Origin of the sequence: Sorangium sp. So ce128 (genome assembly GCF_051525245.1) — a bacterium.
GTDB lineage: Bacteria > Myxococcota_A > Polyangia > Polyangiales > Polyangiaceae > Sorangium > Sorangium cellulosum_B.
Genome location: NZ_CP150313.1, coordinates 6,783,047 through 6,798,508 on the forward strand (window position 1 = coordinate 6,783,047; position 15,462 = coordinate 6,798,508).

The following is a 15,462-nucleotide window of genomic DNA, read 5'->3' on the forward strand; positions in this document are numbered from 1 at the left end:
ACACTGCTTGGCGTTGCGACCTCGAGTTGCACCGGTCCCTCGGACAGCGGCGGGAGCGGGGGCGGAGGTGGAGGCGACGCCCGGCACGTCGAGATTCCCGAGCAGTCGGCGGAGATGTCCGACCCGCTGCCTGTCGAGACGCCGGCGACGGAGGCGGAGAACTCGGACCCGCTGCCGGTCGAGCCCCCGGCCACAGAGAACGACGAGCCGCTGGACCAGCCGGCGATGATCGAGGTGCCGATCGCGCTGCCCGGCTCGACCCAGGGCTGCCCCGACGGGATGGTGCGGGTGGAGGGCGAGTATTGCAGCGCCGTGGTGCAGGAATGCCTCGAGTACCATCCCGAATGGACAAAGCGCCACGGCGAGCCGGGGGTCGCCGCCCGATGCTTGCGATTCCGCGAGCCGTCGCGGTGCGTCGCTGAGAAGACAGAGCACCTCTCGTTTTGCATGGACCGGTACGAGTACCCGAATGTCCCGGGCGCGCTGCCGCGCACGCTGACCTCGTGGGAGCAAGCCGCCGGGCTCTGCGCGGCGGAGGGCAAGCGGCTCTGCACCGAGGCCGAGTTCAATTTCGCCTGCGAAGGCCCTGAATCGCAGCCTTACGTCTACGGCTACGAGCGGAATGCCGAGACGTGCAATCAGGATCGGGACTACCGCTTTCCAGACCACTCGCAGCGGCTGCTCCACTACGAAGCGTGCCAGCAGAACGCGCGGTGCGCCGCCGAGCTCGCGCGCCTGGACGGCCGCGAGCCGGCCGGCGGGCGCGCGGAGTGCGCCTCGTGGGCGGGCGTCTTCGACCTGAACGGCAACGTCAACGAGTGGGTGGTGCGCACCGATCAGAAGGCCCCTTACCGCAGCGGGCTCAAGGGCGGATGGTGGGGTCCGATCCGGAGCCAGTGCCGCCCGATGACGACCTTTCACAAGGAAGACGACTACGGCTACGAGGTCGGCTTCCGCTGCTGCGCGGACGCCGAGACACACCCCGCGGGGTGAGCGCGGCCCGCGGGCCACACATCCGCCCGGGCTTCTGACGTCGCGCCCGTGGGCCGCGGGAGCAACGGTATCCCCCTGAGCGCACATCTCGGCCATCGAACCATCGTTGCAGCTTCAGGAGGGCGGACGGCACGCACGTCGTTCCGTCGCGGGCCAGTGAATGCAACGTGACTGTATCAGGGAACCGATCGCGCGAAGCGCTTGACATCGGTTCCCAGTTGCATGCTTAAGTCACATGCCATGCTCGGCATCGTCTCGCGCCGGGCATGGCATGTGTAAACCTTGCTTCGACAGTCACGGTGTGATCGTGCAACGGCCATTGTCGATCGCATATCACTCTGGCCGCAATCTTACAAACTCGACCCTATGGGCGGCAGGGCTCGCAGACGCAACTCTGTTTTACTTATTCGCTTTGGGCACACCCCTGCGGCTCGGCCGGCCGGATCATGGAGAACCTTATGCGTATCGATCGCTTACTTGGCCCTGTCTCCTTTTCGTTCGCGTGCTGCCTGGTCGCCTGCGCCATGGAGCCTGCTGACCTGGAGGACAGCGACGCCCTCGAGTCGGGGTTGAGCAGCCCGGACAACACGATGAAGGCCGAGCTCGCGTTCCAGTCGCAATGGACCGGCGGGTACTGCGCGAACGTGACGGTGACGAACACGAGCAACGGCCCGGCCACGTCCTGGGGTCTGGTCGTCGGGCTCAACGGCGCCACGCTGGCCAACCTGTGGAACGCGCGCTCCACGACGTCGGGCGGGCAGCTGAACGTCACCAACGAGAGCTACAATGGCTCGGTCGCTGCAGGCCGCTCGACGTCATGGGGGTTCTGCGCGAGCGGCACCGGGAGCCCCACGATCGTCTCGGTCAAGGGCAATGGCGGCTCGAGCACCAGCACGAGCGCCTCATCATCGAGCAGCAGCAGCTCGAGCTCCTCATCGACCAGCAGCAGCTCGAGCTCGTCCGCGAGCTCCTCGGCCAGCAGCGGCGGGGGCGGTGCAGGCGGCTCCGGTGGCGGGGGCGGTTCCGGCGGCTCCGGCGGCTCCGGCGGCGGCACCCCGACCGGCGCGAAGTTCGTGGGCAACATCACGACGAATGGCGCCGTGCGCGCCGGCTTCGCGAACTACTGGAACCAGATCACGCCCGAGAACGAGGGCAAGTGGGGCTCCGTCGAGAGGGCGCGCGGCCAGAAAGACTGGAGCAAGCTCGACGCGATCTACAAGTACGCGAAGGACAACGGCATCCCGTTCAAGCAGCACACCTTCGTGTGGGGCAGCCAGCAGCCGGACTGGCTCGCGGGCCTCTCCGGGTCGGAGCAGCAGGCGGCCGTGAGGGACTGGATGCGGTCGTTCTGCACGCGCTACCCCGACACCAAGTACATCGACGTCGTCAACGAGCCGCCGCCCCACACGACGCCCTCTTACAAGAACGGCATCGGCGGCGACGGCGCCAGCGGCTATGACTGGATCGTCAACTCCTTCAAGTGGGCTCGCGAGTTCTGCCCGAACGCGAAGCTGATCCTCAACGACTACAACAACATCGAGTACGAGGGTGAGCACCAGAACTTCATGCGGATCGCGAGGGCGGTGATCAACGCAGGCGCCCCGGTCGACGCGCTCGGCGCGCAGGCCCACGACGCATACAAGCTCAACACCAACACGGTGAAAGGGTACATCGACAAGCTCGCGTCGCTGGGCAAGCCCGTGTACATCACCGAGTACGATATCGGCATCGCGAACGACGAGGAGCAGCGCCGGGTGATGCAGGAACAGTTCACGATGTTCTGGAATCACCCTTCCGTTCCCGGCGTCACGCTGTGGGGTTACATCGTCGGCTCCACCTGGAGGGCCAACACGGGCCTCCAGCAGCCGAACGGCACCATGCGGCCGGCCATGACCTGGCTGATGGACTTCCTCGACCGCTGACGACCAGAAGCGCGCGCGGCGCGCGTCGAGCCGTGCTATGCGAGCCGGATGTCCAGAGACGTCGAGCTCCAGTGTCGCTGCGGAAAGGTCCATGGATGGCTGCGCGGTGCATCGCCGGACGCGGTGAACCGCGCCGTCTGCTACTGCGACGACTGTCAGGCGTTCCTGCACCATCTCGGCCGCGCCGACCTGCTCGATGAGCAGGGCGGCACGGACATCGTGCAGGTGGCTCCTTCGTCGGTCTCCTTCGACCGCGGCAGCGAGCTCGTCGCCGCGGCGCGCCTGACGCCCAAGGGCCTCTATCGCTGGTACGCGAGCTGCTGCAAGACGCCGCTCGGCAACACGTTGACGCCGCGACTGCCGTTCATCGGCATCGTCACCGAGCTGTTCCAGCAAGCGCCGGGCGCGCGCCCGTGCGACGAGGTCTTCGGCGCGCCGCGCGGCGCGATCCTGGGCAAGTTCGCCATCGGCGAGCCGCCGCCCGGGTCGCTGAGGCCGAGCGTGCGCTTCCTCGCGCACGTGGCCCGGAAGCTGCTTGGCTGGAAGCTCCGCGGCAAGGCGTGGCCGCATCCGTTCTTCGATCGCGCGAGCGGCAATCCGAAGTATCCCATCACGGTGCTGTCCGCGGCCGAGCGCGAGGCGCTGCGCCCGCTGTGCGGCCCGCGCCCCGCGCGCGCATGACGGGCCGGCTCGAACCTCCCCCGCTCGTCCTCGCGGCGACGCCGCGCTAGCGCTCCGCACGCCCTTCGCGCGGGGTACCGCTCCAGCGCAGGTCGGCGACGATGGGGAGGTGATCCGAGCCGAGATCCGGGCCGATCCATGCGCGCTCTGTCGTCCAGCCAGGCCCGGCGAGCACGTGGTCGATGCGGACGCCAAACCAGCGCGTGCGCTTCGTCGCGCCGAACCCCAGGCCGGCGCGCGAGAACGCGTTCTCGAAGCCTGCCCAGAAGCGCCGGTAGATGGCGCTGTCGACCGGCATGTTGAAGTCGCCGGCGATGACGACCGGATAGGGCGCCTCGTCGACCCACTGCCGCGCGAGCTCGGACTCCCAGAGACGCAATGCGATGACGCGGTCGTGCTCCGCTGCCTGCTTCCACAGGCCGTGGATCAGCGCCTCGATCGCCTCGCGGGGCGTCTCCAGATGCAGGTTGAGGAAGCTGAAGACACGGGTCCCGCGCGGCTCCTCCGAGCTCGGCCGCAGCGCGTCCGGCAGCGCGATCGCGTAGCGGAGGATCGCGCCGTGGCCGCCTTGATTCCAGACGTCGCGGCGATCCCTGGACTCGGCCTTGAGGAGAGGGTGCCGGCTCACAAGGCACATCCCGGTATCGACGTGGACGGACCATCCTGGAAATGCCGCGTTCAGCTCCGGCTCCGACGCCGAGCACTCCTGCAGCGCGAGCACGTCGGGCCGGGTCTCGGCGACGAAGCCCTTGAGTCGATCGATGTTCATGGCGCGGCTCCCCGTGTTGAAGGAGGCGACGCGCAGATCGGGACTGTCGGCGTCTCCGGAAAGGGCCCGGAGCGAGAACGTGAAACCGAGGATCGGCCCGGCCACGATCGCCGACGCCAGCGCCGCCGGGAGGAGAGCGCGGCGCTGCACGAGGAGCGCGGCGGGCACGATCACGAGGAGAGGGAGGGCGACGATCTGGCGCGGGCCGAAGAGAAAGAGCGTCCCTGGCCACCACCGGTCGCCCACGATGGGCAGGGCGAGCCAGATCGACGCGACAGCGAGGAGGTAGAGCACGGCGACGGCGAGCACGACGAACCGGAGCCGGCGCCAGCGTGGTGGGGACGAAGGAGGCCTGGCGGGTTGCGGTTGCGGCTCGGACGACGCATCCCTGGATGGCTCGCGGTGGCGCATCGATGTTCCTCCGTCGGCGTGTAGAGTCCGTCTCGATGCGCGGGGGCGGCGACGAACGCACTCAGCCTCACCGGCCGGGCGCGCTGGCCGCGTCCGCTGGCGCCGCCTCGTTCACAAGCGTTATGGACTTCGCCGGCTCTCCTTCTCCACCGCCTTCTTGGCGGGAGCCCCCTTCTTCGCCGCAGCCTTCTTCGCCGGAGTTCCCTTCTCCGCCACAGCCTTCTTGGCGGGAGACCCCTTCTTCGCCACAGCCTTTTTTGCCGGAGTTCCCTTCGCCGCTGCCACCTTCTTGGCGGGAGCCCCCTTCTTCGCCACAGCCTTCTTGGCGGGAGTCCCCTTCTCCGCCGCAGCCTTCCCCGCGGCAGCGGCCGTCGCGTGCGCCTCTCGCTGGCTCGCCGCAGCACGCGCTGCTGGAGCGCTCGTCTTGATTGGCTTCCCTGGCCTCCCGGGCGTCGGCGCCGCGCCATCCAGCGACTGCAAAGCTCGCTTCGGCGCCACCGCGCGATAGCTCTCCTCGATCCACTCGAGCAGCATCGCCTCGGGCACGCGATCCTTCGGCCCGAAGCGCGCCGTCACCCAGCCGCTCTTGCCGAGGTTGTACCCCGTGGCTTCCGCGAACGGCAGCATGAGCGCGGCCTCGCCCGACTGCGGGAGCTTCGCCGTGACAACGAGCTTCCCTTCGTGGGTGTTGAGGAAGACGAAGATCTTCCCGCGCACCTTGGCGACACGGTCGCCCCAGGGGAACTCCTCCACGGCCTCGGGATAGGCCAGCGCGGCGTCGCGCAGCCTCGCGAGGATGGGCGTGAACTTCGCGTCGTCCTGGCGCATCGTCATCCGGCGAGCGTAGAGCGCTCGCACGACCTCGTAAAGCCGGAACGGCGCCTCCTCACCGCCCGCTCAAGAGCTGATTTCTCCGGTGCCATGAGGTAGGGTGGCGCCTTGCAGGAGCGCGCTATCCCAATGTTTTCGCTCGAGAACCGTGTTCAGGAGTACGCCTGGGGCTCCCGGGACGCCATCGCGACGCTGCTCGGACAGCGCCCCTCCGACAAACCGCAGGCCGAGCTCTGGATGGGAGCCCACCCGGCGGCCTCCTCGTGCATCGAGCTCGACGGGGGCCGAGAGCGCCTGATCGACGCGATCTCCAAGCACGCAGACGCCTTCCTCGGCGGACCGACGCGCGAACGCTTCGGCGCTCGGCTCCCCTTTCTGCTCAAGGTGCTCGCGGCCGACCAGCCGCTGTCGCTGCAGGCACACCCGGACGAAGCGCAGGCGCGGCGCGGGTTCGACGCGGAGAACGCCGCCGGCGTCCCGGTCGACGCCCCCGAGCGCACCTACCGCGACCCGCACCACAAACCCGAGCTCATCTGCGCGCTCACCCCGTTCGACGCCCTCTGCGGTTTCCGGCCGGCCACCGCGCTGCCGGAGGTCTTCGAGCTCCTCGCCGGAGGCCCAGGGGACGCGCTCGTCCCGCGCAGCGCCGATGTGATCGACGCGGCCGCGGTCGCGCGGCTCGTCCAGGGCCTGCTCGCGCTCGAACCGGCCGCCCGGCGCGAGCTCGTGTCCTCGGTGGTCGAGGCGTGCCGGGAGCGCGCCCAGGCGGGCGGATGGCTCGCGCGGGCCGCTGGCTGGGCGCTCCGCCTGCACGAGCTCTACCCGGGCGACGTCGGCGTCGTGATCGCGCTCCTGCTCAACGACGTGCACCTCGATCCGGGCGAGGCGCTGTACCTGCCGCCGCGCCGTCTGCACGCCTATGTGCAAGGGGTCGGGATCGAGATCATGGCGAGCTCCGACAACGTGCTGCGCGGCGGGCTCACGCCGAAGCGCGTCGACGTCGACGAGCTCGTTCGCGTCCTCGATTTCGCGCCGTGGCGTGTCGAGCCCATCGTGCCACGCCGGGTGGGCGTTGAGTCCTTCTATGACACCCCAGCGCCGGAGTTCCGGCTCTCCCGCATCGACCTCGACGCCGCGGCCCCCTGGAGGACCGATGACCGCCGAGGCCCCGAGATCGTCCTCTGCACCCGGGGACAGGCCTCGCTGGTCGACGCGCGCGGCGCTGCCCGCGAGCTCCGCCAGGGTGGCTCGATCTTCGTCCCGTTCTCGTCGGGGAGCTACGCCGTCGAGGGACACGGCCAGTTCTTCCGGGCCACCGTCGGCCTCTGAGGCCACCTCGAGAGACGCACCGAGACGCCGGGCAGCGGTCGCATTTCCCCGGCGAGAGTTCCCATGAAGGTGGGAAGATCATTGAACTGTTCTTCCCATCTTCCCGCCTTCCTGTTCAAATGCGACCACCCTCCGATTCCGGCCCCGGGCCTCTGCCCACAGAAGAGGAACAGAGGGCCACAGAGCGCGGGACAGGAGCCTAGGATTTCTGTTCTTGGCGAACAGCTCGCTCCGAGGCGGCTCGCTCACGCACTGCCCGCGGGGGGATGGCGGGATCTCCCCTGGGCGACCGCGGGCTCGCCGCGCGGGGTCTCCTGCCCATCCGCGGGCCCGCGCGCGAGCGACCCGGCGGCGGCGCGCCACGTCGCGAGGACGCGCCGCTTCAGCGCGCGGAGCTCGTGCGCGGCGAGCTCCGCGGCGCGGCGGGCGCTGTCGTTCACCGAGGGGCGCGCGGCCCGGAGCTCGATGAGCGGCCGTGCCGATAGCGAGAGGGCCAGCTTGTACTGGCAAGGGCTGTCCAGAAAATCGTACTCGTGCCGCCCCTCCGCAATCGCAGCGCGGATGGCAAAGGCGTGGATCACGGTCCCCGGCCGGAGCCCCTTCGGCAGGTCGACCCTGCGCCCGCACTGGTAGAAATAGATCTTGTTGTTCCACACAAGGTTATAGAGCGCCGCGATGGGCTCGCCGCGCGCCGAGAGCCACGCGAGATCGAGGGCGCCGCGCTCGAACATCGCGGGCATCACCTCGTCGTGGAACTCGCGGAAGCGCTCCGAGGCGAACACGCCGGCGCGCCCATCGGCCGACCAGCGCTCGGCGTGCAGGCGGAGCAGGATCTCGCGCGCGCGCTCGAGCTCCGCGCGAGTCCTCGCCCGATCGAACGTCAGCGTGCCGCCCGCCCACGCCTCGAGATCGCGCGTCGAGCGGCGCACGAGGTAGCGGCGCGACGCGGAGAGCGCGCTCAGGTACTTCTCCCAGCTGGACGGCAGCGGGATGTAGGGCGAGGCGTCCGTGACCTCGATCCGCGCGTCGATGCCGTGCTGCCGGAGCTCGCGCGAGAGGATCACGGCGAGCGCGCCATCGGGGCGCATGGCCGGCATCACCAGCTCGTCCCACGCCCCGAGCGCCGCGCCCGTAAGCGCGCCGGCGAGCGCGTGCGCGACGTCGGCCTCGGCGCCCCGCTCGGCGATGACACCGAGGTTGCAAGAGCAGACCTCGTCGGCCTGATCCTCCCCCGAGGCGATGAGCTCCAGCCGGCGGAACACGATGCCGCTGCGGTGCCGGCAGCGGCGCTCCAGCAGCGGCGCGAGGCCGACCAGGCGGGACCCATCGAAGAAGAGCGCGGCGCGCAGCGAGCGGCCCTGCGCCCCGAACACGCGCCACCAGGCGAGCATCCAGTCCGGCGTGAGCATCGGCTCGTTCATGCCGCTCCGCCCCATCAGTTCTTCCCACGCCCCACGCATCGCGGCGAGCTCGGCGACATCGGTCACCAGGTGAAACCGCAGCATCTCCCCCTCCCTTCCGCACAACCCCGCACGCCGTCCGCCGCCGCTCCGCCGGGCCTCGCAGCCGAGCGGCGGCAGCGTCGCTCCCCCTCAGCGCCATCGTGGCCGCAGGTGGGCGAGCGCCGCACGCGCCGCGACGAGGCGCCTGTCAAGCCATGTCATTCTATATCCCTCCTCGGCGGCGCGCCGCTCGGCGCGCTCGTGATCATAGGGGACCCGATGAAACGAGATCTCCTGTCGCGACGAGTCGAAGACGGCGAGCTCGGCGAGCTTCTCACGCCTCCGCGCCGCGTCGACCGAGCCGGGGTTGATGAAGAAGCAACGGCGCCCGTGGCCGAGCGAGATCCGCTCGCCCGTCGGCCGCGGCGTCGCGACCCCCGCCTCGACCTCGTAGAGCGCCTGGACGTGGGTGTGCCCGAAGAAGCAGATGCGCCCGCTCGGCTCGCGCTCCCTGAGGAGCAGCGCGTTCGCCTCGATGTGCGCGGGGCTCACCATGTACTGGCAGGCGTCGGCGACGCCACCGTGGACGAGGACGATCTCGCCCTCGATGAGGCGCCGCCTGGGCAGCAGGGCGAGGGCCCGCTTGCTGTCTGCGGAGAGCGCGACGCGCGTGCGCCGGAGCGCGAACGCCGCCTTCGTGCCGCAGCGCTCGATGCCCATCCGACCGATCGCGATGAGATCGTGGTTGCCCGCGATCGCGAGGGCCGGCGGCCGCGCGAGCAGGCGCACGCACACGTCGGAGTCCGCGTTGTACCCGACGATATCCCCGAGGCAGAGCAGGCGCTCCGCCCCCCGCTCCGCGAGGAACGCCTGCACGGCCGAGAGGGCCTCGAGGTTACCGTGAATGTCCGCGATGATCCCGTAGAGCATGGCGCGCGACCTTTCGTGTGAGGAATGAGCTGGCCCATCGCGCGAATGGCTTCGGGTCGTCCCAGGCGAACGCGTCATAGACGGTGCGCGCCCCGGCGACCGTGCCGAGCCAGCCCGCGAGGGATGCGCTGCTGCGCTGCTCCCGGAACGCGCGGTAGACACGGTAGACGTCGAGCCAGCGGTAGCTCGGGGCGGCGCGCGGCGGCGCAGGCGGGCGCCGGCCCTCGACCAGGTAGTCGTACGCGACGCGCGGCAGGTTGACCCCCGCCGCGGCGCCCACGTGGTTCCAGAGGGTGTACCGGGCATTGACCTCGAGGGTGTAGAGCGCGCCGCTCCTTGCGTCGCGGACGAGGTCGATCTTGAAGGGCCCCTTGAGCCCAAGCTTCCCGGCGACCTCGCGCCCGGCCGCGGCGACCGCCTCGTCGCCCGTGATCTCGACGACCGCGCTCTCGCCGGCGAAGGCCGGGTGGGTGCGGAGCTTGCGCCCGCAGAACCACGCGAGCAACTCCCCCTCCTCGTCCGCGAACCCGTGGAACGACACGAGATCGACGACGCCGCCCGGGATGTGCTCCTGGACGATCAGGTCCTGCTTGAGGCGCTCGAAATGCGGGTGCGCGAGGAGCTCGGCGCGCGTGTTGAAGAGGCGCGCCTTGCCAGCGCCGCCGAGCAGATCGCGCTGTATCTCGGCCCAGGCCAACTTGCGGCGCGGCTTCACGAGGAGCGGCTCGCGCAGGCTCGCGGGATCGCCGCCGGGCCGCAGCGTGCGCGGCGCGAGGACGCCTCTCGCCTCGCAGAGGTCGTAAAAACCCTCCTTGTCGAGGAGAGACCAGCAGACGTCCTCCTCGTTGAGGAGGAAGAGGAAGTGCTGCGCCAGCGCTCTCCGGTGGCGGTAGACGAGCTCGAGCTGCGGGTCGGTGCCGTAGACCAGCGGGATCCTGCGTCCGAGGGCGGCGTGGAGCCGCGCCCCGAGGCGCAGCAGGGTCGCTGCGGACGTGGCCCGGCTCGCCTCGTCGAAGCCGGGCACGAGGCACGCGGCGCTCACGTGGCGCGAGCACAGGACCGCGTCGGTCGGGTCCTTGGTCACCGCGATGACCGGGATCCCGGCCATCCCGTGGGGCCGGACCAGGGTGATGTCTCCTAGCACGAGCGCGGGGGGGCGCTCGGGGGAGAAGCGGGCAACGTCGATGTCCTGTCCGTCCCTGATCACCACGTTCGACATGAGTCCCCCTTCGAGAGCCTTTGACCGCGGCGAAGATCGGTGGCGGCAGCGCTCCGGCGCCCGCTCAGCTCGCGAGCGCGCCGTCCAGGGCATCGCCGGAACGGACCTGGGACGGTCGGAGCCTCGATCCGGCGGATCGACACGAGCGCTGCGACACGCCGCACGACGACATGGCGGACGGCAGGAGCGTGACTCACAATCAGTATACGGCGAATTTGCTGGCTGACAAGCGAAACACACGACCAATGGAAAGCCTAGGCACAGGGCTGTACACGCAAGATAAGGACATGGTTCGCCGCTCCGAACCGCGGTGTTCTACCCGGTGTCCGGGCGGCTGCGCGCCTCGCGAGCGGCGCTCGCCGGGCGCAGATTGGCCGAGGGCGCCTGCGGGTCGGCGAGCTCATTCGTCCACGACGTGGATCGGCTTCGGCCAGTTACGAAAGGTGAGCCGTCGGCAGATCGCGCGGGCACTGTAGAGGGCATGCGGTCGCCTGGGTGATGCGCTGGTCTCCAAACAAGCGTCAATGGTCGCCGTTCGGCCTTTGATGACCCATGCGGAAGAGCGCTGAGCCGCGCCGGCGGCGTCCGCGCAGCGCCTTCGGGTCATCATCTCGTCACGGAGCATGAGGACACCTGAATGAATGTTACCGAACGGCGGAAACCTCGATAAGATTGCCGCGAACGCCCGGCCTACCGCGCAGATGGCCGCCGTCGCCCTCCCGCTCGTCGCGCTGGGCTGCGGAGCTGCCCCAGAGAAGGTCGGCGATGAATGTGCCCCCGAGGACGGCCGCCCGAACGGCCTCGTGTGGGCCAAGGGGGCGAAGACCACACCTGCTACGCGCCGGCCGGCGCCGGCTGCGATGCGGAGGGCACCGACTACTGCCTCGATGAAGCCGTCGGTGGCGACCACGGCACGTGCTGAGTTCCGCTCGGCGACCCCTGCGCTGGGGACGCGAAGGACTTCTGCGAAGAAGGCACGAGGCGTGCCGGGCGCGCGCCCAGGCGGGTGGATGGCTCGCGCGCGCCGCTGGCTGGGCGCGCCGCCTGGACGAGCTCTACCCGGGCTACCGTCGGCCTCTGAGCCCTCTCTGCTCATCGAATGACGGCGCCACCCATGCGCGGCGCGCTATCCCAGGGCGTCCTCGATCCGGACGCGCACGAGGCGCACGCCGGAGGGGACCCGGAGCAGCGTGTCCCACCACTCCGAGCCCGCGAAGCGATAACGGATCTGCACCCCGAGCGCGGTCCCGTCGCCGAGCGCGCGGCGGGCGAGGGCGAGCTCGCCGCCCGCGCTGCCGGCCCGCTGGAGATCCCCCGCGCGTGCAGTCGCACCGGCCTTGAGCGACACCGAGACGAGCTCCGCGGCCTCGGCGAGGTCGAAGAAGAGCTGATCGAGGGTCGCGTCGTCGAGCACGGCCTCCTGCAAGGGCGGCAGCGGGATCTCGGGCTCGATCTCCTTCTGATCTATGGAGTGGGACTTCATGGCCTGTCCGCTCCCATGCTCGGCGGCGGCCACGCCGAAAGGGGCCTGGGCGCGCGCTGATCCAGCTCGGCCGAAGGCGCGTGGCACTGGGTGCAGCTCTGCCGGTAAGGGTGGGTCGAGCGCATGCCGAGGGCGCCATGGACGCCGTGGCAGCTCGCGCACTCCGAGCGCATCAGCGTCGGGTGCGGGATCGTGGGCGGCGCGCCCTCGTAAGCGCGGGCGCCTCGCCGCGGCGACGGCATGCCAGCAAAGGTGTTGTCGGGCGGAGGCGGCGTCTCCGCGAGCGGCCTCGGGTCGGCGCCGACGACATGGCACTGCGTGCAGCTCTCGTAGCGACGGTGGCTCATCCTGGGCGCGGTGAGGTTCGCGACGCGCAGCCCGCGCTCGTGGCACGAAAGGCAATCCGGGGCGCCGAGCTGCTCGATGCGATGCGGGATCGTGGGCGGCGCGCCGTCGTAGGCGCGGCGGGAAGCGCGCCGCTCGAGCGCCGCCTCTCGATCGGCCTCCGACTGCTCGACAGGGGCGTAGAGATCCGCATCCGCCGCCTCGAGCCGGGCGAATGCGCCCTCGTACATGCCGGCGTTCGGGCCGTGCGCGCGCTCGCGCATGTCGGCGTAGCTGCGCGCCTCGACGCTCGCCGAGGGCGGAGGGGAATCGCCGCGCAGCTCGGCGACCCCCTGCTCCGTGCCGCGAACTCCCGAGAAGTAGCCCGCCGCCGCGACGGCGACGATCGCGGCGAGGCCGACGTGCAGGCCGCGGGCGTCCTTCATCGCGCCTCTCCCCGCTTGCCCTGCGGTTTGCGCCGGATCCTGACCGCGCACTTCTTGTAGTCCGGCTGCTTCGAGAGCGGATCGTACGCCTCGAGCGTCGCGCGGTTCACCATCACGGTCTCATCGAAGAACGGCACGAACACCGTGCCAGGCGGCGGCGCGCCCCGGCCCTCGATCCAGACAGGCAGCTCGAGCGCGCCGCGCCGGCTCTCCAGGATCACGACCTCGCCGTCGCCGACGCCGAGCCTCCGCGCGTCCTCGCGGTTCATCTCCAGGTACGACTGCGGCATCGCCCGCTGTAGCTGGGGTATCCTCATGGTGAGCGACCCCGTGTGCCAGTGCTCGAGGACGCGGCCCGTGCACAGCCAGAAGGGATACTCCGCGTCGGGCGACTCGGGCGGCGGCTCGTAGGGGTGAAACCAGATGAGCGCCCGGTCGTCCTTGGTCACCGAGTGGTAAAACTGGATCTCCTCCTTCGTGGCATAAGGGTCGTCGAACCTCGCGAAGCGGAACCGCGTCTCCCGCCACGAGCCGTCGGGCTGCTCGACGACGGGCCAGCGCAGGCCCCGCGCCTTGACGTACTCGCGGTACGGCGCCAGGTCCTTGTGCTTGAACCGGCTGAACTCTCGGTACTCCTCGAAGAGCTGCTCGTCGACGTTGACGTCGTGGTAATGCGTGTAGTCCCAGACCGGCACCTCCTTGCCGTCCTTCCGGATGTCGAACAGGAAACGGCCGTCCTTGTCCTTCATCCCGGCGAATCCCATGTCCTGGAGCTTGCGCGCCACGGCGATGATCTGCCATGCATCGTCCCGCGCCTCGCCGGGCGGCTCGACCATCTTGAACCACTGCTGCGTACGGCGCTCGGAGTTGCCGAACATCCCGTTCTTCTCGACCCACATGGCCGAGGGCAGGACGAGGTCCGCGGCGCGCACCGTGGCCGTCGGGTAGACGTCGGACACGATCAGGAACTTGCCCGGGATCTTGCGGCTCGCGTCGAAGAGCTCGTTCGTGTTCGGCAACGACTGGCCTGGATTGGTCACCATGACCCAGATGGTGTCGATGTCGCCCCCCTGCTCCTTCGGGGTCGAGAAGCGCTTCCAGAGCTCGACCGTGTGGTAGCCGGGCTTCGGGTTGATCCGCCCCTCGGGCAGGTTCCAGAGGTGCTCGGCCTCCTTCCGGTGCTCTGCGTTCGTGACGACGAGGCCGCCGGGGAGCCCGTGGGCGAGCGTGCCGACCTCGCGCACCGTGCCGCAGGCCGACGGCTGACCCGTCAGGCTGGTCGGGGCGTCGCCGGGCTTGCCGAAATGGCCGCTGAGCAGGTGCACGCCGTGCACCAGATCGTTGATCGCGGTGCCGCGGGTGTGCTGGTTCATCCCCATGCACCAGAGGCTCGTGATCCGCAGATCGCGGCGCCCGAAGAGATCCGCCAGCATCCGGATGTCCTTCGCGGCGACGCCCGAGATCGCCTCCACCCGCTCCGGCGTGTATTCGGCGAGCGCCATCTTGTACTCCTCGAAGCTCATCCGCTGCCCCTCGAGGGTGGGGTGCTCCGTCCGCTCGCGGAAGTTGCAGAACCTGTCGACGAACGCCCGGTCGAGCGTCCCGCGCTCGACGAGCAGGTGGGCGATGCCGTTCGCGATCGCAAGATCGGTGTTCGGCTTGAAATACAGCGTGTGCTGGCAGAAGGCCGAGGTGCGGGTGCGCCGCGTCGTGAGATCGATGAGGAGCACCTGCTCGCCCCTCGATCGCCGGTCGACGACGCGCGAGAAGAGCACGGGGTGCATCTCGGCCGGGTTGTTCCCCCACATGAGGAGCACATCGCACTTGTCGAGATCCTCGTAGCAGCCGGCCGGCTCGTCCACGCCGTAGGTGGAGAGGAAGCCTGTCACCGCAGAGGCCATGCAGAGGCGCGCGTTCGGGTCGATCTGGTTGTTCCCGAGCCCCGCCTTCACGAGCTTGTTGGCCGCGTACCCCTCGGGGATCGTCCACTGGCCGCTGCCGTAGAGCGCGAACCCCGCCGGGTTCTGCATCGCGCGCCGCGCGACGATCGCGATGGCCTCATCCCAGCCGATGGGCTCGAGCTTGCCGTTCCTGCGGAGCAGCGGCTTCGTGAGCCGGTCTCTGCCGTAGAGGGCGAGGCCGACGTGATACCCCTTCACGCAGAGCAGGCCCTTGTTGACGTCCGCGCTCTGGTCGCCCGCGACCGCGACCACGCGGCCCCCTTTCACGCCCACCTGCACGTGGCAGCCGGTGCCGCAGAACCTGCACGGCGCCTTGTTCCAGACCACATCGGAGGCGGTCCCCGGCCCGGGGGCCGCCTGGGCGGCGGCGACGCCGTCCTTGCCCAGCGCGAGCCGACTGGCGGCCACGGTCGCCGCGCCCATCGCGGAGCACCTCAGAAAATCGCGGCGATCCATCATGGCTCCAGATCCGAGAAGTCGACCGAGACCACATCGACGAAGTCCACCCCGTCGGTGCAGAGCATCCGCTCCACGAGCTCTTCGCCCGCGAGCAGGGTCGCTGTCTCGGCGATCGCGGGCAGCCTCGAACCACAGGGCGGACCGAGCGAGAGCGCCGCCTCTGCGGCGAGCGAGCGACACGCCCGCGCTCGCGCGCTGGGCTCATCGGAAAGCGTGATGACAAGAGCACTGAGGGGCATCGGAACGCCTGCTTGGGGTTGAT

13 protein-coding genes are annotated in these 15,462 nt (G+C 69.9%); 4 read left to right on the forward strand and 9 right to left on the reverse strand.

Annotated features, from left to right (window positions below):
- The first annotated feature begins 114 nt into the window (after positions 1-114).
- The 3 genes from WME82_RS25630 (at position 115) to WME82_RS25640 (ending at position 3,596) form a co-directional block, all read left to right on the forward strand.
- The gene (locus WME82_RS25630; RefSeq protein ID WP_438037440.1) at positions 115-993 is read left to right on the forward strand and encodes an SUMF1/EgtB/PvdO family nonheme iron enzyme; all 879 of its coding nucleotides are present in this window, start codon (positions 115-117) and stop codon (positions 991-993) included.
- Positions 994-1,451: 458 nt separating this feature from the next.
- Positions 1,452-2,915 carry an endo-1,4-beta-xylanase gene (locus WME82_RS25635; RefSeq protein ID WP_438037441.1) on the forward strand — a complete coding sequence of 488 codons (1,464 nt, stop codon included), beginning with the start codon at positions 1,452-1,454 and terminating at the stop codon, positions 2,913-2,915.
- Between the two features lie 48 nt (positions 2,916-2,963).
- Complete coding sequence (locus WME82_RS25640) at positions 2,964-3,596, forward strand: DUF6151 family protein (RefSeq protein WP_438037442.1); 633 nt, start codon at positions 2,964-2,966, stop codon at positions 3,594-3,596.
- Between the two features lie 46 nt (positions 3,597-3,642).
- Here WME82_RS25640 and WME82_RS25645 read toward each other — a convergent pair whose 3' ends face one another.
- Positions 3,643-4,674 carry an endonuclease/exonuclease/phosphatase family protein gene (locus WME82_RS25645; RefSeq protein WP_438037443.1) on the reverse strand — a complete coding sequence of 344 codons (1,032 nt, stop codon included), beginning with the start codon at positions 4,672-4,674 and terminating at the stop codon, positions 3,643-3,645.
- A gap of 222 nt (positions 4,675-4,896) precedes the next feature.
- The gene (locus WME82_RS25650; RefSeq protein WP_438037444.1) at positions 4,897-5,610 is read right to left on the reverse strand and encodes an MmcQ/YjbR family DNA-binding protein; all 714 of its coding nucleotides are present in this window, start codon (positions 5,608-5,610) and stop codon (positions 4,897-4,899) included.
- A 126-nt stretch (positions 5,611-5,736) separates the two neighbouring features.
- On the opposite strand from WME82_RS25650, the gene manA reads away from it, so the two are divergent.
- Positions 5,737-6,936 carry a mannose-6-phosphate isomerase, class I gene (gene manA / locus WME82_RS25655; protein WP_438037445.1) on the forward strand — a complete coding sequence of 400 codons (1,200 nt, stop codon included), beginning with the start codon at positions 5,737-5,739 and terminating at the stop codon, positions 6,934-6,936.
- A 245-nt stretch (positions 6,937-7,181) separates the two neighbouring features.
- On the opposite strand, the gene WME82_RS25660 is transcribed toward manA, so the two are convergent.
- The 7 genes from WME82_RS25660 to WME82_RS25690 form a co-directional block, all read right to left on the reverse strand.
- Entirely contained in the window at positions 7,182-8,441 is a 1,260-nt protein-coding gene (locus WME82_RS25660; protein WP_438037446.1) for a GNAT family N-acetyltransferase, read from the reverse strand.
- 87 nt (positions 8,442-8,528) lie between these two features.
- A complete protein-coding gene (locus tag WME82_RS25665) occupies positions 8,529-9,308 on the reverse strand; it encodes a metallophosphoesterase family protein (protein WP_438037447.1) in 780 nt (259 codons plus the stop codon).
- Positions 9,274-10,527: a carboxylate--amine ligase gene (locus WME82_RS25670; protein ID WP_438037448.1), complete on the reverse strand. Its 1,254-nt coding sequence runs from the start codon at positions 10,525-10,527 to the stop codon at positions 9,274-9,276. The genes WME82_RS25665 and WME82_RS25670 overlap by 35 nt, the downstream gene beginning before the upstream one ends.
- A 1,126-nt stretch (positions 10,528-11,653) precedes the next feature.
- Positions 11,654-12,010: a hypothetical protein gene (locus WME82_RS25675; protein WP_438037449.1), complete on the reverse strand. Its 357-nt coding sequence runs from the start codon at positions 12,008-12,010 to the stop codon at positions 11,654-11,656.
- The gene (locus WME82_RS25680; RefSeq protein WP_438037450.1) at positions 12,007-12,780 is read right to left on the reverse strand and encodes a nitrate reductase cytochrome c-type subunit; all 774 of its coding nucleotides are present in this window, start codon (positions 12,778-12,780) and stop codon (positions 12,007-12,009) included. The genes WME82_RS25675 and WME82_RS25680 overlap by 4 nt, the downstream gene beginning before the upstream one ends.
- Positions 12,777-15,200 (reverse strand): molybdopterin-dependent oxidoreductase, encoded by a 2,424-nt coding sequence (locus WME82_RS25685; protein ID WP_438037451.1) that lies wholly within the window; start codon positions 15,198-15,200, stop codon positions 12,777-12,779. The genes WME82_RS25680 and WME82_RS25685 overlap by 4 nt, the downstream gene beginning before the upstream one ends.
- On the reverse strand, positions 15,197-15,439 hold the full coding sequence (locus tag WME82_RS25690) for a hypothetical protein (protein ID WP_012237335.1): 243 nt from the start codon (positions 15,437-15,439) through the stop codon (positions 15,197-15,199). The genes WME82_RS25685 and WME82_RS25690 overlap by 4 nt, the downstream gene beginning before the upstream one ends.
- Between the last annotated feature and the right edge of the window lie 23 nt (positions 15,440-15,462).